19 protein-coding genes, 1 pseudogene and 1 riboswitch are annotated in these 19,548 nt (G+C 70.0%); of the genes and pseudogenes, 7 read left to right on the forward strand and 13 right to left on the reverse strand.

Annotated features, from left to right (window positions below; all coding sequences use genetic code 11):
- Nucleotides 1-31: 31 nt before the first annotated feature.
- Entirely contained in the window at nt 32-1,207 is a 1,176-nt protein-coding gene (locus EFK10_RS34135; RefSeq protein ID WP_127359520.1) for a transglycosylase family protein, read from the reverse strand.
- Between the two features lie 2 nt (nt 1,208-1,209).
- A riboswitch (cyclic di-AMP (ydaO/yuaA leader) is annotated at nt 1,210-1,391 on the reverse strand.
- Nucleotides 1,392-1,807: 416 nt separating this feature from the next.
- Between EFK10_RS34135 and EFK10_RS34140 the strand changes: the two genes are divergently transcribed.
- Nucleotides 1,808-2,488, forward strand: coding sequence for a ThuA domain-containing protein (locus EFK10_RS34140; protein WP_127359521.1), 681 nt, complete (start codon nt 1,808-1,810; stop codon nt 2,486-2,488).
- A gap of 53 nt (nt 2,489-2,541) precedes the next feature.
- Nucleotides 2,542-3,561, forward strand: a complete 1,020-nt coding sequence (gene mgrA, locus EFK10_RS34145; RefSeq protein ID WP_127359522.1) for an L-glyceraldehyde 3-phosphate reductase — start codon at nt 2,542-2,544, stop codon at nt 3,559-3,561.
- A 699-nt stretch (nt 3,562-4,260) separates the two neighbouring features.
- Here the strand turns inward: mgrA and aroQ are convergent.
- Nucleotides 4,261-4,761, reverse strand: a complete 501-nt coding sequence (aroQ, locus tag EFK10_RS34155; protein ID WP_127359563.1) for a type II 3-dehydroquinate dehydratase — start codon at nt 4,759-4,761, stop codon at nt 4,261-4,263.
- Between the two features lie 161 nt (nt 4,762-4,922).
- Between aroQ and EFK10_RS34160 the strand changes: the two genes are divergently transcribed.
- Both EFK10_RS34160 and EFK10_RS34165 read left to right on the forward strand, forming a co-directional pair.
- Nucleotides 4,923-5,588 carry a TetR/AcrR family transcriptional regulator gene (locus EFK10_RS34160; RefSeq protein WP_127359523.1) on the forward strand — a complete coding sequence of 222 codons (666 nt, stop codon included), beginning with the start codon at nt 4,923-4,925 and terminating at the stop codon, nt 5,586-5,588.
- A complete protein-coding gene (locus EFK10_RS34165) occupies nt 5,588-6,091 on the forward strand; it encodes a HutD/Ves family protein (protein ID WP_240677650.1) in 504 nt (167 codons plus the stop codon). The genes EFK10_RS34160 and EFK10_RS34165 overlap by 1 nt, the downstream gene beginning before the upstream one ends.
- A gap of 67 nt (nt 6,092-6,158) precedes the next feature.
- Here the strand turns inward: EFK10_RS34165 and EFK10_RS47995 are convergent, their stop codons facing one another.
- Nucleotides 6,159-6,431 carry a hypothetical protein gene (locus EFK10_RS47995; RefSeq protein ID WP_164836258.1) on the reverse strand — a complete coding sequence of 91 codons (273 nt, stop codon included), beginning with the start codon at nt 6,429-6,431 and terminating at the stop codon, nt 6,159-6,161.
- A 286-nt stretch (nt 6,432-6,717) separates the two neighbouring features.
- Here EFK10_RS47995 and EFK10_RS48000 point away from each other — a divergent pair, with 286 nt between their 5' ends.
- From EFK10_RS48000 to EFK10_RS52880, 3 genes and pseudogenes are all read left to right on the forward strand, one after another.
- The gene (locus tag EFK10_RS48000; protein ID WP_164836259.1) at nt 6,718-6,975 is read left to right on the forward strand and encodes a hypothetical protein; all 258 of its coding nucleotides are present in this window, start codon (nt 6,718-6,720) and stop codon (nt 6,973-6,975) included.
- A 515-nt stretch (nt 6,976-7,490) separates the two neighbouring features.
- Nucleotides 7,491-9,266, forward strand: a complete 1,776-nt coding sequence (locus EFK10_RS34180) for a DUF305 domain-containing protein (RefSeq protein WP_164836260.1) — start codon at nt 7,491-7,493, stop codon at nt 9,264-9,266.
- A gap of 10 nt (nt 9,267-9,276) precedes the next feature.
- A pseudogene (locus EFK10_RS52880) lies at nt 9,277-9,657 on the forward strand (2Fe-2S iron-sulfur cluster-binding protein); the annotation flags it as partial.
- Here the strand turns inward: EFK10_RS52880 and EFK10_RS34190 are convergent.
- The 10 genes from EFK10_RS34190 to EFK10_RS34235 all read right to left on the reverse strand — a co-directional run bounded on the left by EFK10_RS34190 (nt 9,619) and on the right by EFK10_RS34235 (nt 19,378).
- Complete coding sequence (locus EFK10_RS34190; protein WP_127359525.1) at nt 9,619-10,290, reverse strand: cytochrome b/b6 domain-containing protein; 672 nt, start codon at nt 10,288-10,290, stop codon at nt 9,619-9,621. The pseudogene EFK10_RS52880 and the gene EFK10_RS34190 sit on opposite strands and share 39 nt — an antisense overlap.
- Nucleotides 10,277-10,984: a molybdopterin-dependent oxidoreductase gene (locus tag EFK10_RS34195; protein ID WP_127359526.1), complete on the reverse strand. Its 708-nt coding sequence runs from the start codon at nt 10,982-10,984 to the stop codon at nt 10,277-10,279. The genes EFK10_RS34190 and EFK10_RS34195 overlap by 14 nt, the downstream gene beginning before the upstream one ends.
- Nucleotides 10,985-11,062: 78 nt before the next feature.
- Nucleotides 11,063-12,253: a 4-hydroxybenzoate 3-monooxygenase gene (locus EFK10_RS34200; protein ID WP_127359527.1), complete on the reverse strand. Its 1,191-nt coding sequence runs from the start codon at nt 12,251-12,253 to the stop codon at nt 11,063-11,065.
- 5 nt (nt 12,254-12,258) lie between these two features.
- The gene (pcaDC, locus tag EFK10_RS34205; RefSeq protein ID WP_127359528.1) at nt 12,259-13,416 is read right to left on the reverse strand and encodes a bifunctional 3-oxoadipate enol-lactonase/4-carboxymuconolactone decarboxylase PcaDC; all 1,158 of its coding nucleotides are present in this window, start codon (nt 13,414-13,416) and stop codon (nt 12,259-12,261) included.
- A 520-nt stretch (nt 13,417-13,936) separates the two neighbouring features.
- Nucleotides 13,937-15,346 (reverse strand): 3-carboxy-cis,cis-muconate cycloisomerase, encoded by a 1,410-nt coding sequence (gene pcaB / locus EFK10_RS34210; RefSeq protein WP_127359529.1) that lies wholly within the window; start codon nt 15,344-15,346, stop codon nt 13,937-13,939.
- Nucleotides 15,315-15,896, reverse strand: a complete 582-nt coding sequence (gene pcaG / locus EFK10_RS34215) for a protocatechuate 3,4-dioxygenase subunit alpha (RefSeq protein WP_127359530.1) — start codon at nt 15,894-15,896, stop codon at nt 15,315-15,317. Before pcaG ends, pcaB begins: the two co-directional genes overlap by 32 nt.
- A complete protein-coding gene (pcaH, locus tag EFK10_RS34220) occupies nt 15,896-16,669 on the reverse strand; it encodes a protocatechuate 3,4-dioxygenase subunit beta (RefSeq protein ID WP_127359531.1) in 774 nt (257 codons plus the stop codon). The genes pcaG and pcaH overlap by 1 nt, the downstream gene beginning before the upstream one ends.
- An 11-nt stretch (nt 16,670-16,680) precedes the next feature.
- Nucleotides 16,681-17,964: a thiolase family protein gene (locus EFK10_RS34225; RefSeq protein ID WP_127359532.1), complete on the reverse strand. Its 1,284-nt coding sequence runs from the start codon at nt 17,962-17,964 to the stop codon at nt 16,681-16,683.
- Nucleotides 17,961-18,608 (reverse strand): CoA transferase subunit B, encoded by a 648-nt coding sequence (locus EFK10_RS34230; RefSeq protein WP_127359533.1) that lies wholly within the window; start codon nt 18,606-18,608, stop codon nt 17,961-17,963. The genes EFK10_RS34225 and EFK10_RS34230 overlap by 4 nt, the downstream gene beginning before the upstream one ends.
- The gene (locus EFK10_RS34235; RefSeq protein ID WP_127359534.1) at nt 18,608-19,378 is read right to left on the reverse strand and encodes a CoA transferase subunit A; all 771 of its coding nucleotides are present in this window, start codon (nt 19,376-19,378) and stop codon (nt 18,608-18,610) included. The genes EFK10_RS34230 and EFK10_RS34235 overlap by 1 nt, the downstream gene beginning before the upstream one ends.
- Nucleotides 19,379-19,548 lie beyond the last annotated feature (170 nt).

Raw genomic sequence — 19,548 nt, forward strand, 5'->3', positions numbered from 1 at the left:
GGACAGGCACATGGATCTGGGTGAGCCTTGCTCAGATGTTCACGCCGTGCGCGCGGAGGTAGGCCAGCGGGTCGATGTCCGAGCCGTAGTTCGGGGTGGTACGGATCTCGAAGTGCAGGTGCGGGCCGGTGACATTGCCGGTCGCGCCGGAAAGGCCGATCTGCTGACCCTCGGACACGGACTGGCCGACCGAGACGGAGAGCGCCGACAGGTGGGCGTACTGGGCGTACTTGCCGTCGGCGAGCTTGATGACGACCTGGTTGCCGTAGGCGCCGCCCCAACCGGCGGTGACCACGGTGCCGCTGGCGACGGCCTTGAGCTTGGTGCCGGTGGAGACGATGAAGTCCTGGCCGGTGTGGTAGCCGCTGGCCCACATGGAGCCGGCGGCGTGGTAGGGGGTACCCAGGACCACGTTGTCCACCGGAGCGGTGTAACCGGATGAGGTGCTCGTGCCGGACGAGGAGGACTTCGCGGCCGAGGAGGTGCTCTTGTGCTCCGTGGTGGAGGACGAAGAGGTGTGGGCGGTCGAGGCGGCGGCCTTCTGGCCGAGCGTCAGGACCTGGGCGGGGTAGATCAGGTCCGGGTTGCCGCCGATGACGCTCTTGTTGGCGGCGTACAGCTTCTGCCAGCCACCAGCCACGCCCTTGGCGGCCGCGATCTCGGAGAGGGTGTCGCCGCTGACGACTTTGTAGCTCCCGCCGCTCGACTTCGACGAGGTCGAAGCGGACGAAGACGACGAAGGTGACAAAGCGGTCGAGGACTTGGTCTCGGTCGTCTTCTTGGTAGTGGTCGCCGAGGACGCGGCGGGGGCCGAGGAGGTGTCAGCGCTGGACCGGGTCAGACCGGCCTTGGGGCCGCACACCGGCCAGGCCTGCGGGCCCTGGACCGCGAGCACCTTCTCGGCGATCGCGATCTGCTGGTCCTTGGTGGCGAGGTCGGCGCGCGGTGCATACTGGGTGCCGCCGAAGCCCGCCCAAGTGCTCTGCGTGAACTGCAGGCCGCCGTAGAAGCCGTTGCCTGTGTTGATGCTCCAGTTATTGGTGCTCTCGCAGGACGCGACCTTGTCCCAGGTGGTCACGGAGGCGGCGTGGGCGCCGGTAGCACCCACCACAGGCAGCGCGATGGCGGCACCCGCCGTGCCGGCGGTGACGCCGAATCGGCTGAATCGGCTCGTGCGGACGCGACGGTGCTTTCCCTTTGCGGGCATGCGGAATTCCTCTCCGACGCCTGCGAGGTAAGCTGTCGGGTTCGGGCTGGAGATGCCCGGCCGCGGGCAGCCCGAATTAACGGTGCTGCACGGCGACTTCACCCCAAGCCGTTCCGTGACCGACGGAACGGCGATTACCTGGGTCCCCCGCTCCTGCCCTTAAGTGCTCAGGGGTTGCTCACCGGGCGGCGGCAGGATTCGGCGTTCCGCCCGGGAGAATCCCGCAGGCATCTGACCTGCGGGACTGTGAAGCTAGACGACGGCATCGCGACTGAGCAAGGCGCATAAACATGGGATCAAGAAAGCCGCAAATCGATCTTAGAATTCGATGACTTTGGGTGAGAAGTGTCCGCTCTGCGTGCACAGATCCCTGACGGTGAGTAATTCAATCAATCGGTGGAGTCACAAGGTGGCGCCAATATGGACGCACAGTGCTCACGGCATTCCGTACGGTATTTCATGAGTGACGCCCGTCACCCGCGGGTAATTTGCCCGGAAGTGCATGGAAACGCCATGTCGGAGTGTGACTTGTGCATGACTATCGGGCCAATTGTGACCCTGCATCGCACGCCTCCCACCGCCATGTCTAGGGTGTGGGCCATGCCTCCTGCCCCGGTCCTGGTCTTCACCCGGACCACCGCCTACCGCCATGACTCCATCCCCGACGGCATCGCGGCCTTCCATGCGCTGGGCGCCGAGCACGGTTTCGGCGTCGAGGCCACCGAGGACCCGGAGGTTCTCGCGGACGGCCTCGGCTGCTGCCGGGCGGTGGTCTTCCTGTCAACCAGCGGTGAGGTCCTGACCCCGCGAGGCCGCGAGGCCCTGCGGGCGTACGCCGAGTCGGGCGGGGGCTTCATGGGCGTGCACGCAGCCGCGTGCACCGAGTACGACTGGCCGTACTACGGCGAGCTGCTCGGTGCCCGCTTCACCCGGCACCCGGAACTGCAGCCCGGACTGGTCACCGTCGAGGACCACGGCCATCCAGCCACCGGACATCTTGGCCCGGTCTGGCCGTTCACCGACGAGTGGTACGACTTCGGGGCCAGCCCGCGCGGCTCGGTGCGGGTGCTGGCGTCGGCGGACGAGTCCTCGTACGACGGTGGCGGCATGGGCGCCGACCACCCGCTGGTGTGGTGCCGCGACTCCGGCAGCACGGGCGGGGGCCGCACCTTCTATACCGCTCTCGGCCACTCTCCCGAGGCGTACGCGGACCCGATGTTCCGACAGCATTTGCTCGGCGGCCTGCGCTACGTGATGGATTCGCCGGAGCCGGGCCTGTAGCCTCACAATCCCGCACATTTTCTTACATCAGCACCTGACCCAGGAGTTTTCGCGTGAGCTACCTCGCGGCCGACGACCGATACGACTCCATGGAATACCGCCGCTGCGGCCGCAGCGGCGTCCGGCTGCCCGCCGTCTCGCTCGGCCTGTGGCACAACTTCGGGGACACCGCGCCGCTGGAGACCCAGCGCGCCATCCTGCGTCGCGCCGTCGACCGGGGCGTCGTCCACCTCGACCTCGCCAACAACTACGGCCCGCCGGCGGGCTCCGCCGAGGCCAACTTCGGCACCCACTTCCGCGCCGACTTCCGGCCGTACCGCGACGAGCTGTTCATCGCCACCAAGGCCGGCTACGACATGTGGCCCGGGCCGTACGGCGAGTGGGGTTCGCGCAAGTACCTGCTGGCCAGCCTCGACCAGTCGCTGGGCCGGATGGGCCTGGACTACGTCGACGTCTTCTACTCGCACCGCTTCGACCCGGACACGCCCCTCGAAGAGACCATGGGCGCCCTGGCCACGGCAGTACAGCAGGGCAAGGCCCTGTACGCGGGTATCTCCAACTACCCCGCCGAGCAGCACCGCCGGGCCGCGGAGATCCTGCGCGAGCTCGGCACTCCGCTGCTGATCCACCAGTCCGCGTACAACATGCTGTCGCGCGGCCTCGAGGAAGACGTCCTGGACGCGATCGGTGAGACCGGCACCAGCCTGATCGCCTTCTCACCGCTGGCACAGGGCCTGCTGACGGACCGCTACCTGCACGGCGTCCCGGAGGACTCCCGGATGGCCGTCGGCCACTTCCTCAAGCGCGACGCGCTGACGGAGGAGCGGCTGGCCCTTCTGCACGCGCTCAACAAGATCGCCGAGGGACGCGGACAGTCACTCGCGCAGCTCGCCCTGACGTGGGTACTGCGGGATCCGCGCGTGGTGTCGGTCCTCATCGGGGCGAGCAGCGTGGCGCAGCTCGACCAGAATCTGGCGGCGCTGGACGCGGATCCGCTGACGGACGAGGAGATCGCGGAGATCGACCGGATCTCGGCGGCCGGCGGGGTGGGGATCCCCGGAGGCGCGGCATAGAGCCTGTCGGGTGCGGGGGCGGCTGTCGCCCCCGCACCCATCCTCTTTCGGTCGCCGCCTACTCGTAACGCCGGCCTGAACGCGCCGAGATGCGGTTGGACAGCCCGCGCGGGATGGCCTTGCTCAGACCGACGAGGGCCTTGGACTACCTTCAATGGCGGACGGTCACGCAGTACGGGAGACGCCACGTCCTTCACCCGCCCGCCCTGCACTCCTTGGCGAACACGGTGAGCAGGTCCCGGGCCGGCGACGACGCGCCGACCGACGTCGCGACGAGGTGGGCTACGGCTGGGTCCACCAGCCTGGGCCACTGTCAGACCATCGGTTTCAGGAATCGGCGAACGCAGCAATGTGACCGCGCAGCCGCGTAACCTCCCTCGGCGTCAAATTCGGGTCGGCCAGCTTGGCGTTGACTGCCTCGGGGACTCGGCGGGCGGGGTCGGTCCGGCAACCGTTGCGCACGCCTCTCAGGAAAAGGCCCCGCCCCCAGCGGGCAGCGAGTCCGGGGACATCGGCAGTGCCGACAGTCACCATGGTCATCGCCACGAGCACGGCGTAGCGCCCCGAACCGGGCCACCCGCAGCACCACCGCGGGCGTAGCTGTCGTCCCCTCACCACGAGGAGACAGCACCGACCAGACAGACGGCACCACCACCCCCACGGGTGCTGGCCGGACACCCGTCCACGCCACCTGACCAGTCAGCGCAAGACAGAAGCCCCGGCCCTCAGGCCAGGGAGGTTCACGAGGGTGCAGGCGCGGTCGACGGCGAAGGCGTAGCCCTGGATACCGCAGCCGGCGATGACGCCGTCGGCGACACCGGAGACGTAGGAGTGGTGCCGGAACTCCTCGCGCTTGTGGATGTTGGAGATGTGGACCTCGATGATCACCAGTCCGTCGCAAGCGGCGAGGGCGTCGCGCAGGGCGACGGAGGTGTGGCTGTAGCCGCCGGGGTTGATGACGACGGCCGCGTGGTTGAGCCGGGCCTCGTGGATCCAGTCGATCAGCTGGCCCTCGTGGTTGCTCTGCCGGCAGTCGGCGGTGAAGCCGTGGCGGGCGGCGGCGTCGACGACGAGTTTCTCGACGTCGGCGAGGGTGTCGGAGCCGTAGATCTCGGGCTGGCGCTGACCGAGGAGGTTGAGGTTGGGGCCGTTCAGGACGAGCACGGCGGGGGTGGCGGACTCGTCACGGGTGTTCGGCATCATTCACATCCACGTAATGTACGAACTGGTACGTTAGTAATACGCCACCGGGGTGCCATCTGTGAAGCCCCCGTGCCGCTCTACCCGGCCCCGGATCGCCGCAGGCCTCATCGCTCACCCTAAACTGGGCGGCACCGCACCAGCCGTACCCGAGGAGCCGCATGTCAGCCGTCCCCCCGCCGACGCGCCCCGCCGGACGCATGCGCGACGCGGCACGGACGCAGGCCGAGATCCTCGATGTCGCGACGCAGGAGTTCGCCCGCCAGGGGTACGACGGAGCCCGGGTGGACGAGATCGCGGCTCGCACCCGCACGACCAAGCGGATGATCTACTACTACTTCGGCGGCAAGGAGCAGCTCTTCACCGCCGTCCTGGAACGCGCCTACGCCGAGATCCGCCGCCAGGAACAGGAAGCCGACGTCGAGCACCTCGAGCCCCTCGCCGCGATCCGCAGGCTGGCCGAGCTGACCTTCGACCACCACGAGGCGCATCCGGACTTCATCCGCCTGGTCAGCATCGAGAACATCCACGATGCCTCGCACATGGCGGCCTCCCCCACGCTCAGCAAGCTCAACACGCCCGCGATCGACGTCATCGGCCGGATCCTCGAAGCGGGCCGCGCCGAGGGCGTCTTCACCGCCGAGATCGACGCGGTCGACCTGCACATGATGATCAGCTCGTTCTGCTTCTTCCGGGTCGCCAACCGGCACACCTTCGGCTCCCTGTTCGGCCGCGACCTGGTCGCCGGCGGGACTCGGGAGCACTACCGTCGCATGCTCGGCGACATGGTCATCGCCTATCTGACCGCGCCGCCCGCATCGCACTGATGGCGATACGGATCCTGCGGGCCTCGGAGCGCACGGCGACGGCCTGGAGGAACGGCGGCGGCTTGACCCGCGAGATCGCCGCGGGCCCGGCCGGGGCGGGCATGGCGGACTTCGACTGGCGGATCAGCCTCGCCGACGTCACGGAAAGCGGCCCCTTCTCCGGCTTCCGCGACGTCGACCGGATCATCACCACGGCCCAGGGCCAGGGCATGGAACTGTCCGTCGCCGGGGCACCGGCCGTCGTGGCCAAGCCCTTTGAGCCCTTCGCCTTCCCGGGCGATGCCGAGACCGGCTGCCGGCTGCCGGACGGCCCCGTCGTCAACCTCAACGTGATGACCCGGCGGGGGCGGGCCTCCGCCACGGTCCGAACCATCCACGCCGGCCGCGACCGGGTCGCGTTGGAAGCGCCGCCCGGCGGAGCCGTACTCGCCGTCGCCCTCGCGGGCCGGCGGACCTCACGCCGCACGGCGTCCGCCTCGGCCGCTGGGACGCCGCCCTCCTGACCGACGGCTCCGCCGCGCTGCTCCGCACGCAGGCTGGAAGGCACCGGTAACAGCCACCTCAAGGCTGCTACCCGGCCTGAGGTGCTACCCGCTCAGGGCTGGAATGGCCGCCCAGCGCTACGGCACCGCAGGCATCGCAGCACGCCGATAGGCTGTCCATGGCGCCGAACGCGCCGCGTACCGGGAGGCACTGGAACAGCGGGCCGAGCACCGCAGCAAAGCCGTCGTCGTCCGTGACGGTCGGCAGGTCCTGGTGCCCGCGCCGCGCGCCGACGAGATCCCAGCCCAGTGGCATGCACCCGGCGGCCAGGCCCGCGACCCCGCCACCGGACTGTCGCACGGCACCGTCATGAACCGGCTGCACTCGGCGGGAACCGCCGTGCGCACCCCGAGCGAAACCCGCCAGCTTCGCCTCGACAAGGGCCAGGAGGCAGCCCGGCGCCATCTCGCCGCGGAACTGCGCGCCCGCTACGAAGCAGGCGCGACGGTCGCCGCCCTGGGATCCTCACCGTCTTCACCGCCAAACCCGGCAGCGAAAGCCACAACAGACTTGAGTTCCTGTCCGTCCTCGGCGACCAACTCGTCTGACCCCGGCCCACGAGAGGCTGGCCGACGCATGGATTCACGTGGATGCCAATGGCGGTCTTGCTGGCTTGGCGGTCGCGCTCGAATTCGAAGATGCCCTCTTGGAGGAAGAGCGCCAGGCCGTGAGCGGCCGAGGCGATGCGTACGAGCAGGTCGAAAGCAGCATCCGGGTCGGGGGCGATACGGCCCGCGATGGGCATGAGGGTGTCGGAGAGGGCCTGGCTCGCCGCGACGAGTTCCGGGTAGCGGGCCTTGTCCAGGCCATGGGAGAACGGCTACGTGATCGACTGACCCAGTAGCGGGCCTGGTACGCCAGCAGATACCGCCAGAACAGCAGCCGGCGCAGGGTTGAGCCGGGCAAGAGCCGCGCGGATTCGGCGCGGGTTTCCGCTTACGTCAGCGGGGGGCGGTCAAACGAAAACGGCGGCCGCTACGCCGAGCTCATCAGCCCATCCAGCCGAACTTGCCACATCACCCGATTGCACGACTGGGGATGACAGCCCACGCATGGGCTGAAAAGACTGACGTTCACCGACCAACGGAGACGTCGTGCGTGGTCCCCCGTGGACCACGCACGAATACGGCGCCAAGATGCATGTGCTACCAGGCGGCCACCAGTGCGGAACCACAGCCGGGCAACGGTCAGACGTGTCCATACGCATGCCAGGCGGATAGCAGGGAGAAACGCGTGAAGGGCAGCGCACTTCGCCGACTGGGTGTGGCCGGAACAGCGGGATTCCTCGCTTTGGGCCTGGTCGCGTGTCAGTCCGATGGGCCGGGGAGGGCCGCGTCACCGCATACTCACCCGTCGCCGGTGAGCGCGCACGGACCGTTCACGCAAGAGATGAACAAGAGCATGGAAGTCATGATGGAAGCCATGGCAGATTCCCCCATGACCGGCGATGCCGATCACGACTTCGCGGCCATGATGGTGCCGCATCACCAGGGGGCCATCGACATGGCCAAGGCGGTCCTGGAGCACGGTAAGGACCCTGTACTGCGGAGACTGGCCCAGGAGATCATCGTCACGCAGCAGCAGGAGATCGGGGTGATGAAGAGCCGGATGTCGTCGAGGCCCCCATCCGGCCCGTCGCCGGAGCCGATACGCAAGGGCAAGGAAGATGCAGCTCAGGGGGCCGATGCGGGATCAGACCCAGTGATCCCCATCTCCAGCCACGACCGCGTGTACACCGCCGACCAGACCTCGAACACCGTCTCGGTGATCGACCCCGCCGCCAACCGGCTCCTGGGCGTGATCCGTCTCGGTGACCCCGTGCCCGGTTCGCTCAGCCCGCTGTACAAGAACCAATTGCTGGTGCATGGCGGGGGCTTCTCTCCGGACCACAAGACCCTGGCCATCGTCTCCATCGGCTCCAACTCGGTCACACTGATTGACACAGCGACCAACAAAGTGAAGGGCGTTGTCTACATCGGCCGCTCACCGCACGAGGCGTTCTTCACGCCCGACGGCAAGGAACTATGGGCAACCGTCCGCGGGGAGGATTACGTGTCAGTGATCGATCCCGTGAGGATGAAAGAAAAGCGCCGCGTCAAGACGGCGAACGGACCGGGAATGGTGATGTTCCGGCCGGATGGCCGATACGCCTTCGTGCCCTCGAGCTTCACCCCCGAAGTGAGCGTGGTGGACACCCGGACGTACCGGGTCGTGGCTCGAGTCCCCCAGGCCAGCCCCTTCTCACCCAATCTGGCCGTGAGCCGGGACGGGACCGAGGTCTGGTTCACGCTCAAAGACAGCGGCAAGACACAGGTGATGAGCGCCCGTCCCCCCTTCCGCATCCTTGCGACGATCAACACCGGGCCGATCAGCAATCACGTCACGCTTGTCGACAACCAAGTAGGTAAGTTCGCTTACGTGACGGTAGGCGGGGAAAACGTCGTAAAGGTCTACCGGCGCGGCAAGGTACCCGCCTTGGTGGCCACCATCCCCACCGGCAATCTGCCGCACGGCATCTGGGTCTCGGGCGACGGTACGCGGGTCTACGTCGGCCTCGAGAACCAGGACGCCGCGATCGCCATCGACACACTCAAGAACAAAGTGATCGCCACGATCCCCATCGGACAGCAGCCGCAGCAGTTGATCTACGTTCCCCAAGCCGTCCCATCCGGCACGGGTACGGCCAACCTGCAGCCCCTCGGGGTCGCGGGTCACGCCGGTCACCTCACGTTGAGCGCGCCGGAAGGCAGCCGCAGGCGGGCGCACGCGACCGTCTCCGTGAATGCGCTCGGCGCCCTGGACCTCCTCCAAGTCGCGGCCACAGGCCTGGATCCCGGAAAGAATTACACGCTCTGGCTCACGGAGAACCGGACAGCACCATTTGGCCACAAGGCAGCGCTCACCATGTTTACCGCAAACGCTTCAGGCGCCCAGGTCGGCCAGGCAATCGGGCTGTTGCGCCAGGTGCTGACCCCTCCGAAGCCGGCGAAGTCCGCTGCCCGTCAGCGCTTCCTGATCATCACACCGGCAGGCAGTAATGTGCCCGTGGCCATCCAGGAGCGCTACCGGCCCATGCCTCCCCCGCCGGGCGCGTCGCCAGAACCGGCGCCCGCAGCGGGTAGCGGAAAGCGGTGACGCCCGCTGGGGGCGCCTTGTCCACTGCTGTGGCTCGGGGCCGCTGCTGGACGCGGTGGAGGAGCGCTGCACCGCGCACACGGAGCGTTTCCAGGCGAAGGCGGCGGACCCGGAGGCCGCCTCGGACGCGTTCGAGCTGGTGCTTCAGCTTCCGGGCTGACGCTGACGGTGCCGCCGGGGCGCAGCATCCTGGACCACCGTTCAGGGCGCGGGTGTCCAGGTGCTGTACTCCCGCACGGAGGGCACCTGCGGCACCTGCGAGACCGACATCGTCGAGGGCGAGGCGGACCATCGGGACGCGGTGCTCACCGCCGAGGAGCAGGCCACGGGCGAGACCATGATGATCTGCGTGTCACGCTGCCGGGGTGCGCGGCTTGTCCTTGACCTGTGAGTCCTCCGCCGCCCCGTCGTGCTGCCACTTGGGGTGATGGTCGCGGACCCACTGCGGGGTGACGAAGCCCGTACGCATCCCGAGGCGGGCCTCGGGATCGCGTGCGGCCATCCAGATGTGGCCGATGACGACCGCGCCGATGGCCAGCGCCAGCCAGTCGTGGACGAAGGTGGCGCCGGTGCGCAGGGTGACCACCACCATGTTCGGGAACCACATCATCAGACCGGTGCCGATCATGACCAGCGCGGCACCGGCCGCGAAGGACGCGTACACCTTCTGGCCCGCGTTGAACTTGCCCGCCAGGCGCAGTGATTCGGGCCTGCGGCGTATGGCGTCGCGCAGCCAGCTCCAGTCGTACGAGGCGAAGCGGTTGAGCAGCTTCAGGTTGTGGCGGAAGGCGCGGGAGGCGAGCCCGGCCAGGACCGGGACGGGGAGCATGATGCCCGCCCATTCGTGGACGGTGACCACCAGGCGGCGCCGGCCGACGATCTCGGCGAGCGCGGGCAGGTAGAGCATCGCGGCGGTGACCAGGCAGATCAGCATCAGGGCGGACGTGGTGCGGTGCACCCAGTGCTCGGCCGGGGTGAAGCGGCGGATACGGCGGCCGGTGGCCGCCTTGTCAGGTGGAGTCATCGCTGCGTCCGTTGGAGCGGCCGACCCAGGCGTCGACGTCGTAACCGTAGTGCTCCCAGTAGCCGGGCTCGACTCCCTTGGTGACCTCGATCCCGGACAGCCACTTGGCCGACTTGTAGAAGTACATCGGTGCGACATAGAGGCGAACGGGACCGCCGTGTGCATTCGTGACCGGCTGGCCCTGTATCTTGAGGGCGACGATGACGTCGTCGCGGCGGGCCTGCTTGAGGGTCAGGCTCTCGCTGTAGGCGCCGTCGAAGCAGGTGAAGCGGACGGCGGTGGCCTCGTCCCGTACGCCCGCCAGGTCCAGCAGGTGCGAGAGCTTCACGCCTTCGAACGGGGTGTTGTCCACCCGCCATCCGGTGACGCACTGAACGTCGCGGACCATGCGGGTCTGCGGCATGGCACGCAGGTCGGAGAGCCGGTAGGTGGCCGCTTTGTCCACCAGGCCGCTCACCTTCAGCCGGTAGTCCGTCTCCGAGCGGTGCGGAATGGAGGACGCCACCGAGTAGAAGCGGAAGCCACCCCCGCCGGGCAGCAGACCGGTGACCCCGGTGGGGTCCTTGCTGCTGACCGCCGACAGCGCGGAGTCCAGGCCGCCCTGCAGTTTGGCCCCGAACGCGACACCCGCCGCGCCGAGCCCGATCATGCCGAGCATCACGCGCCGGCCGACCGGCGCGCCGATTTCTTCCATACCGCCCACACTAGACCTTGTTCCAGGGCTTCCCACGATCGCCCGAGGGCTGTAATGGGACGGTAAGGACCCGCCGGCTCAGCCGATGTGCAAGCCCGCGTAGTTCTCCGCGAGTTCGGCGGCCGCGTACGGGGACGAGGCGATCCGGTCGAGCTGGGAGATCTGCAGCCGGGTCTCGAACGCGCTCTGGTCCGGGTCGGTGTGCAGGGTGCTGGTCATGAAGTACGAGAAGTGCTCGGCGCGCCAGACACGCTTGAGGCAGGTGTCGGAGTACGCGTCGAGCAGTTCGGCGGAGCCGGTGTCCTTCAAGTTGGCGAAGGCCCTGGCCAGGACGATGACGTCGGCGGCGGCGAGGTTGAGGCCCTTGGCGCCGGTGGGCGGCACGATGTGCGCGGCGTCGCCGGCCAGGAAGACCCGGCCGTAGCTCATCGGCTCGGAGACGAAGCTGCGCATCGGCAGCACGCCCTTGGAGGTGATGGGACCTCGCTCCAGCGTCCAGTCACCGTCGATGGCGAAGCGGGCGTCGAGCTCGTCCCAGATCCGCTCGTCGGACCAGTCGGCCGGGTCGGTGCCGTTGGGGACCTGGAGGTAGAGCCGGCTGACGGACGGCGATCGCATGCTCAGCAGGGCGAAGCCGCGCGGCGAGTGGGCGTAGACCAGCTCGTCGCTGGACGGCGGGACATCAGCGAGGATCCCGAACCAGGAGTACGGGTAGACCCGCTCGTACGTCTTCTTGATGCTCTCCGGCACCGCGTCGCGGGCGACGCCGTGGAAGCCGTCGCAGCCCACGACGTAGTCGCAGATGAGGGTCTTGTCCTGGCCCTCGTGGGTGTAGCGGATCACGGGCCGGTCGCCAGTCTTGATATTCGCAGTGGCGCCCTCGACGGCCAGTACCTGGGCCTCGAAGAGCAGCGGGGCGCCGTCCTTGAGCTGCAGAGCTATCAGGTCCTTGCACACCTCGGTCTGGGCGTAGACCCAGACGCGGCGGCCGCCGGTGAGGGACGGGAAGTCGATGCGGTGCGCCTTGCGGTCCCAGCGCAGCTCGATGCCGTCGTGGACCAGGCCCTCGCGGTCGAGACGCTCGCCGGCGCCGGAGGAGCGCAGCACGTCCACCGTGGACTGCTCCAGGATGCCGGCGCGCTGGCGGTGCTCGACGTAGGCGCGGTCGCGGCTCTCCAGGACGACGCAGTCGATGCCGGAGTTGTGCAGCAGACGGGCGAGAAGCAGGCCCGCCGGGCCGCCGCCGATGATGCCGACGGTGGTGTGCATGAGGATCAGTGCCCCTCTTCTTCGAGGATCCGGTTGGCGATGGCGAAAGCGGCGTTGGCCGCGGGCACCCCGCAGTAGATGGCCGACTGGAGCAGGACTTCCTGGATCTCGTCGGGGGTGAGGCCGTTGCGCAGCGCGGCGCGGACATGCATGGCCAGCTCTTCGTGGTGGCCGTGCGCAACCAGCGCGGTGAGGGTGATGCAGCTTCGGGTCTTACGGCTCAGGCCGGGCCGGGTCCAGATCTCGCCCCACGCGTAGCGGGTGATGAAGTCCTGGAACACCGATGTGAAGGCGGTGGTGCGGGCCACGGCCCGGTCGACATGCGCGTCGCCCAGGACCGCCCGGCGGACCGCCATTCCGGCGCCGTACCTCGCGCCGTCGTCGTTGGGGCGGCCCGGGTTGGCGGCGAAGTCGCCGAGCAGCGCGGCCAGTACGGGCGCGGGGCGCTCGACGTTGGCCAGGTGGGACGCGTGCGCGACCTCGGTGAGGCTCGCCCCCAGGATCCCGTCGGCCAGCTCACGCGCGTGGGCCGGCGGCGTCGCCGGATCCTCGCGGCCCGCGATCACGATGGTCGGCGCGCTGATCTCCGGCAGCTCCGCGCGCAGGTCGAACGCGGCCAGCGCGTCGCAACACGCCGCGTACGCCTCCGCGTCGGCGGCCCGCATGTCGGCCACCAGTGCCTCGGCGGCCGGTTCGCCCACGAAGTCCGGCGTGAACCAGCGGCCTGCGGCGGAGTCCGCGACCGGGTCGGTCCCCTTCGCCCGGACCAAGGCGGCGCGCTCCTGCCAGCCCGCCGGCTCCCCGAACCAGGCTGACGTGCACAGCAGCGCGAGGCTGCGGACCCGGTCCGGGTGGTTGACGGCGAGCCACGTCCCGACGGCTCCCCCGAGCGACACGCCGGCGTACGCGAACGTCCCGATCCCGAGGCTGTCGGCGAGCTCCAGGACCAACCGCCCGAGGTCAGCGACGGTAGCTCCCGCCTGGACGAGCTGCGCCGGCGAGTCGCCGTGGCCCGGCAGGTCATAGCGGACCACGCGATGCGTGCGCGCCAGCGCGGGGACCTGGGCGTCCCAAACGGCGAGCGACGTGCCGAGCGAGGGGCCCAGGATGAGCGGCGGGGCGGCCTCGCCGCCGTCCACGCGGTGGTGCAGCAGGGTGGTCATACGCTCTCCTCGGGCCGATCTCTGGCACTGCCCTCACGGGCGCTTCGCGCCCTTCGGGCGGGTGAGTCGGGGGCGCCGTCTGCGCCGCCGGTCGGTGGGTCGTTGCGGTCTCGCGGGCGGCTGCACCCCCGTGACCAGGGGTTTTCTCTCCCCGCACCCGCACCTTCCCGAAACCGGGGGCTCCGCCCCCTGGATCCCCCCGGGTTGGGCGTTTGCCTCGGGCGGGACGGGCTGGCCCAACCCGCCCGCACCCGGCGACGGGCTCGCACCACGACGGTGGGTGTCCGAGGGTGCGTCGGCGGCCTGAGGCCCGTGGCCGGGTTGTGCCAGCCTCCCCAAAAGCTTCCTTTGGGTGGGGGTCCTCCCCCTGGCTTCGCCGGGGGCACCCCCACCGGCCGAAGGCTGGTGGGGGCACCTCCCGGCCGAAGGTTGGGGGAGAGTGCCCCCACCCCCAGCCTTCGGCCGGGAGGTGCCCCTATCTCGCTCCGCTCGCCTTGCGGAACGCCTTCCCACAACCCGGTCATGGCTCGGCGCGCCGCAGGGCGCGGTCGACGAGGGCTGCTGCGGAGCCCAAGTAGGTGAGGGGGTCGGTGAGTTCGCGGAGGCGCTCCTTGGGGAGGACGCCGGCGAGCGCGGGCTCTTCGAGAAGCGCTTCGTCGAGTTCGAGGCCCTCCTCGACCGCGCGGCGGGCAGCCCGGGCGAGGGCGGATTTGGCCTCGCCGCGGCCGATCAGGGCGGTGAAGGCCGCGGCGAGGTGCTCGGAGACGATGAGGCCTTCCGTGGCGTCGAGGTTGTCGCGCATGCGGTGGGGGTGCACGCGGAGGCCTTCGACGAGTTCGGCGGCGTCGCGGGAGGCGCCGCCGACGAGGCGAAGGGCTTCGCGGAGGGGCTGCCATTCGGCGTGCCAGGCACCGGCGGGGCGTTCGTCCTCGGCGGCGAGGGAGCCGAAGAGGACGGAGGCGAGGGCGGGGACCTGGCGGGCGGCGGCGGAGATGAGGGTGGCGCGGACGGGGTTGGCCTTGTGGGGCATGGCGGAGGAGCCGCCGCCGGTGCCTTCGGAGAGTTCGCCGATCTCGGTGCGGGACAGCAGTAGCACGTCGGCCGCGATCTTGCCGAGGGCGCCCGCCGCGAAGGCCAGTGCACCGCCGAGGTCCGCGATGGGGGTACGCAGTGTGTGCCAGGGCAGCGCGGGCTCGGCGAGGCCGGTCTCGGCGGCGTAGGCGGCGAGCAGCAGGACGCCGACGTCGCCCTCGGGGGCCACCCCGTAGGCCTCGGCGAAGGCCTGGAAGGCGGCCAATGTGCCTGCCGCTCCGCCGAGTTGGGCCGGGAGGGAGGCGCGGACGGCGGCGAGGCGGTCGCGGGCGTCGAGCACCAGGGCCCGCCAGCCGGCCGCCTTCAGCCCGAACGTGGTGGGGACGGCGTGTTGCGTCAGGGTGCGGCCGGGCAGCGGCGTGTCGCGGTGCTCGGCGGCGAGCCGGCCCAGCGCGTCGGCCGCGCGGTCGAGGTCGATCAGCACCGGCGCCAGGGCGCGGGAGGCGACCAACATGACTGCCGTGTCCAGGATGTCCTGGCTGGTCGCGCCGCGGTGGACGTAGGCGCCCGCTTCCGCGTCGCGCTCGGCGGCGGCCGCCGTGAGGTCGGCGATCAGCGGGATGACCGGGTTGCCGCCGGCGCGGGCGCGCAGCGCCAGGTCCCGTACGTCGTAGCGGCCGGTGTCGGCGGCCGCCTCCGTGACGGCAGCCGCCGCCGAGGCCGGGGCGAGGCCCAGCGCTGCCTGGGCGCGGGTGAGCGCGGCCTCGGCGTCGAGCATGGCGCGTACGTACGCGGCGTCGCCCGTGGCAGCTTCGGCCTCGGACCCGGCCCGCACCGGTGAGAGCAGGCCGAAGTCCTCGGCGGGGTCAGTCGAAGGCAAGGAAGACCGTCTCCTCATGCACACCGTCGTACTGCAGACGGATGTCGAAACGAAGGACCCCCGGGGCGCTGCCGGTGTCCGGCGTGGCGAGCAGCGTGTCCCGGCGCTCGGGGCTCAGCGAGGCGAGCAGCGGGTCGGCCGTCGGGTCGGTCAGCTCGGGCAGGTAGGCCCGGGTGTACAGGTGGTGTAGCAGGCCGCGCGCGAAGACGATGAGCGACAGGTACGGGGCTCCGCCCGGCGGCAGCGTACGGATGACGTAGTGGCCGTCGGCGTCGGTGGCGATGCGGCCGAAGCCGGTGAAGGCGACGCCGTCGCGGCCGATGATCTCGCCCTTGACGGGGTCGCGGCGCAGCGAGCCGGGGGCGCCGGTGCGGGAGCCGTCGGGGGCGGGCTGCCAGACCTCGACGATGGCGTCGGGGATGGGCAGGCCGGCGCCATCGTAGACGTAGCCGTGGACGGTGACGGTGTCCGGGTGGCCGGTGGGCGCGATGTCGCCGCCCTTGGCGAAGGGGAGGGCGTAGCCGTAGAAGGGGCCTACGGTCTGCGAGGGGGTGGGGGCGAGAGACATCAGCGGCCCTCCTCGATCCAGGTGGCGGCGGGACCGTCGAGGACGATGTCCCAGCGGTAGCCGAGCGACCATTCGGGGGTGGACAGGTCGTGGTCGTAGGCGGCGACCAGGCGAGCCCGCGCGGACTCGTCGGTGACGGACTGCAGGATGGGGTCGTACGCGAAGAGCGGGTCTCCGGGGAAGTACATCTGGGTGACCAGGCGCTGGGTGAACGCCGTGCCGAAGAGCGAGAAGTGGATGTGCGCCGGGCGCCAGGCGTTGACGTGGTTGCGCCACGGGTAGGCGCCGGGCTTGATGGTGACGAACTCGTACTCGCCGTCTGTGCCGGTCAGGGTGCGGCCGACGCCGGTGAAGTTGGGGTCGAGCGGGGCCGGGTGGTCGTCGCGCTGGTGGGCGTAACGACCGGAGGCGTTGGCCTGCCAGATCTCGATGAGCTGCCCACGAACCGCTCGCCCCTCGCGGTCGAGGATGCGGCCGGTGACCTTGATGCGCTCGCCGAGGGGCTCGCCGTGGTGCTGCCTGGTGAGGTCGTGGTCGAAGGCGGTGATGTCGGTGACGCCGAAGGCCGGGCCGGTCAGTTCGACGGCCTCGGGGTCGCCGTTGACGGCGACCAGCGGCTGCTTGGGGTGGCGCAGGACGCTGCTGCGGTACGGGGCGTAGCCGCGGCTGGGGTGGTTCTCCACGGGCGCGCCGTCCGCGACGCGCTTGGCGTACGCCTCGCGCTCATCGGCGATCTCGGCGCTGATGTCGCCCTGGGTGAGGGGGGTGGTCATGCGGGTCTTTCCTACCTTTCCAGGACGAGGGCGAGGCCTTGGCCGACGCCGATGCAGAGGGTGGCCACACCGGTGCCGGAGCCCGCTGCCTTGAGCTGGTGGGCGACGGAGCCGGCCAGGCGGGCTCCGGAGGCGCCGAGCGGGTGGCCGATGGCGATGGCGCCGCCGCGCGGGTTGAGGATCGCCGGGTCGAACTCGGGCCATTCGGCGACGCAGCCCAGCACCTGGGCGGCGAAGGCCTCGTTGAGCTCCAGCGTGGTGAGGTCGTCGAAGGTCTTGCCGGCGCGGGCCAGGGCACGGTTCACGGCCTCGACGGGGGCGAGGCCGAAGTAGTGCGGCTCGATGGCGGACACACCGGTGGCGGAGACGCGGGCGAGCGGCTCGCGGCCGGTGGCCTTGAGGCCTTCCTCGTCGACGAGCAGCAGGGCGGCGGCGCCGTCGTTGAGCGGGGAGGCGTTGCCGGGGGTGACCGTGCCTCCCCCAGCCTCCGGCCGGTGGGGTCCTCCCCCAGCCGCCAGGCTGGGGGAGGACCCCGACCTCGCTTCGCTCGCCTTCCGGAAGGACGGCTTGAGCTTGGCCATGGCGGCCAGGGAGGCGTCCGCGCGGACGGACTCGTCGCGGGCGAAGACGACCGGGTCACCCTTGCGCTGCGGGATGGGGACCGGGACCGCCTCGTCGTCGAACAGGCCCTGGTCCCAGGCCTGGGCGGCCTTGCGATGCGAGGCGAGGGCGAACTCGTCCTGCTGCTCGCGGGTGATCTTGTGCTTCTCGGCGATCAGTTCGGCGCTCTCGCCGAGCGGCACCGTCCACTGCGGGTCCATCTTCGGGTTGACCATGCGCCAGCCGAGGGTGGTGGAGTACAGCTCGGTGTGCCCGGCCGGGAAGGGCCGGTCGTTCTTCGGCAGGACGTACGGGGCCCGGGTCATCGACTCGACGCCGCCGGCCACGGCGATGGACAGGTCGCCGAGCGCGATGGCGCGGGCGGCCTGGATGACGGCTTCGAGACCTGAGGCGCACAGCCGGTTGACGGTGACGCCGGGGACGGTGACCGGGAGCCCGGCGAGCAGCCCGGCCATGCGGCCGACGTTGCGGTTCTCCTCGCCGGCGCCGTTGGCGTTGCCGAAGTAGACGTCGCCGATGCGGGCCGGGTCCAGGCCGGGGGTACGGGCCAGCAGTTCGCGGATGGCGTGAGCGGCCAGGTCGTCCGGGCGGACCGAGGACAGGGAGCCGTTGTACTTGCCGACCGGGGTGCGGACGGCGTCGACGATGTAGACGTCACGCGGGCGGAAACTCATCGGACGATCCCTTCGGCGATGCGGACCTTGGCGGCCGTCTTCTGCTCGATCTCCTCGAGGGCGACGCCGGGGGCGGTCTCGACCAGCACCAGGCCGTCATCGGTGACGTCCAGGACACCCAGGTCGGTGATGATCCGGTCGACGCAGGCCTTGCCGGTGAGCGGGAGCTCGCACTTCTCCAGGATCTTGGGGCTGCCGTCCTTGGCGGTGTGGGTCATGGTGACGATGACCCGGCGGGCGCCGTGCACCAGGTCCATGGCGCCGCCGATGCCGGTGACCATCTTCCCAGGGATGGCCCAGTTGGCGAGGTCGCCGTCGGCGGAGACCTGCATGGCGCCGAGCACGGCGGCGTCGATATGGCCGCCGCGGATCATGCCGAAGGACAGGGCCGAGTCGAAGAACGAGGCGCCGGGCAGGACCGTGACGGTCTCCTTGCCGGCGTTGATCAGGTCCGGGTCGAGGTCGTCCTCGTGCGGGAAGGGTCCGGTGCCGAGGATGCCGTTCTCCGACTCGAGGATGACGTGGACGCCCTCGGGGAGGTGGTTGGGGATCAGGGTGGGGAGGCCGATGCCGAGGTTGACGTACTCGCCGTCGCGCAGTTCCCGGGCCGCGCGGGCGGCCATGTCGTCTCGCGTCCAGGCCATCAGACCTGCACCTCCCTGGGCGTGACGGTGATCTTCTCGATCTTCTTGTCGGCGGCCTGCGCGGGGGTGAGCGCCACCACGCGCTGGACGAAGATTCCCGGCAGATGGACCTGGTCCGGGTCGAGCTCGCCGGGCTCGACCAGCTCCTCGACCTCGGCGATGGTGATCCGGCCCGCCATGGCGGCGAGCGGGTTGAAGTTGCGGCTGGACTTGTTGAAGACCAGGTTGCCGTGCCGGTCGCCCCTGGCGGCCCGTACGAGGGCGAAGTCGGTGGTGATGCCGCGCTCGAGGACGTATTCGGTGCCGTCGAACTCGCGGACTTCCTTGGGCGGGGAGGCTAGGGCGACGCCGCCGTTGCCGTCGTAGCGCCACGGCAGGCCGCCGTCGGCGACCTGGGTGCCGACGCCGGCCGGGGTGAAGAAGGCGGGGATGCCGCAGCCGCCGGCGCGCAGCCGCTCGGCGAGAGTGCCCTGCGGGATCAGTTCGAGCTCCAGCTCACCGCCCAGGTACTGGCGGGCGAACTCCTTGTTCCCGCCGATGTAGCTGCCGGTGACGCGGACTATGCGGCCCGCGGAGAGCAGCACGGCAAGGCCTGAGTCCATGGCGCCGCAGTTGTTGGACACCACGCTCAGGCCGCTGACGCCCTTGTCGCGCACGGCGTCGATCAGCGTGTTCGGGACGCCGCTGAGACCGAAGCCGCCGACTGCGATCGACGCTCCGTCATGGACATCAGCCACGGCCTCTTCGGCCGAAGCGACCACCTTGTCCATTCGTCGCCCTCTCCTGTTAGCTCTTGTTCGTACAGTGAACTTTAGTTCACAATAGCTTACGTCAGAGTCTGATCCGAAGGCATCTGCCCTGTCAACGCTTTGCGCCAGTACTGTTTCTCCCCCAGACTCCGTCCGGGGGTCCCCCATCACTCCTTGATCTCTTGTGGAGA

The sequence above is a fragment of the Streptomyces soli genome (assembly GCF_003999195.1).
GTDB lineage: Bacteria > Actinomycetota > Actinomycetes > Streptomycetales > Streptomycetaceae > Actinacidiphila > Actinacidiphila soli.

What these genes read in the sequence shown, in the direction of transcription:
- pcaG (WP_127359530.1), bottom strand. Translation starts at nt 15,896, where the DNA reads ATGTCTCTCGCCCCCACCCCCTCGCAGACCGTAGGCCCCTTCTACGGC.
- EFK10_RS34165 (WP_240677650.1), top strand. Translation starts at nt 5,588, where the DNA reads ATGGCGATACGGATCCTGCGGGCCTCGGAGCGCACGGCGACGGCCTGG.
- EFK10_RS34200 (WP_127359527.1), bottom strand. Translation starts at nt 12,253, where the DNA reads ATGCACACCACCGTCGGCATCATCGGCGGCGGCCCGGCGGGCCTGCTT.
- pcaH (WP_127359531.1), bottom strand. Translation starts at nt 16,669, where the DNA reads ATGACCACCCCCCTCACCCAGGGCGACATCAGCGCCGAGATCGCCGAT.
- EFK10_RS34140 (WP_127359521.1), top strand. Translation starts at nt 1,808, where the DNA reads ATGCCTCCTGCCCCGGTCCTGGTCTTCACCCGGACCACCGCCTACCGC.
- EFK10_RS34225 (WP_127359532.1), bottom strand. Translation starts at nt 17,964, where the DNA reads ATGAGTTTCCGCCCGCGTGACGTCTACATCGTCGACGCCGTCCGCACC.
- aroQ (WP_127359563.1), bottom strand. Translation starts at nt 4,761, where the DNA reads ATGCCGAACACCCGTGACGAGTCCGCCACCCCCGCCGTGCTCGTCCTG.
- EFK10_RS34135 (WP_127359520.1), bottom strand. Translation starts at nt 1,207, where the DNA reads ATGCCCGCAAAGGGAAAGCACCGTCGCGTCCGCACGAGCCGATTCAGC.
- pcaDC (WP_127359528.1), bottom strand. Translation starts at nt 13,416, where the DNA reads ATGACCACCCTGCTGCACCACCGCGTGGACGGCGGCGAGGCCGCCCCG.
- EFK10_RS34160 (WP_127359523.1), top strand. Translation starts at nt 4,923, where the DNA reads ATGTCAGCCGTCCCCCCGCCGACGCGCCCCGCCGGACGCATGCGCGAC.
- EFK10_RS34235 (WP_127359534.1), bottom strand. Translation starts at nt 19,378, where the DNA reads ATGGACAAGGTGGTCGCTTCGGCCGAAGAGGCCGTGGCTGATGTCCAT.
- EFK10_RS34230 (WP_127359533.1), bottom strand. Translation starts at nt 18,608, where the DNA reads ATGGCCTGGACGCGAGACGACATGGCCGCCCGCGCGGCCCGGGAACTG.
- pcaB (WP_127359529.1), bottom strand. Translation starts at nt 15,346, where the DNA reads ATGAGGAGACGGTCTTCCTTGCCTTCGACTGACCCCGCCGAGGACTTC.
- EFK10_RS34195 (WP_127359526.1), bottom strand. Translation starts at nt 10,984, where the DNA reads ATGGAAGAAATCGGCGCGCCGGTCGGCCGGCGCGTGATGCTCGGCATG.
- EFK10_RS34190 (WP_127359525.1), bottom strand. Translation starts at nt 10,290, where the DNA reads ATGACTCCACCTGACAAGGCGGCCACCGGCCGCCGTATCCGCCGCTTC.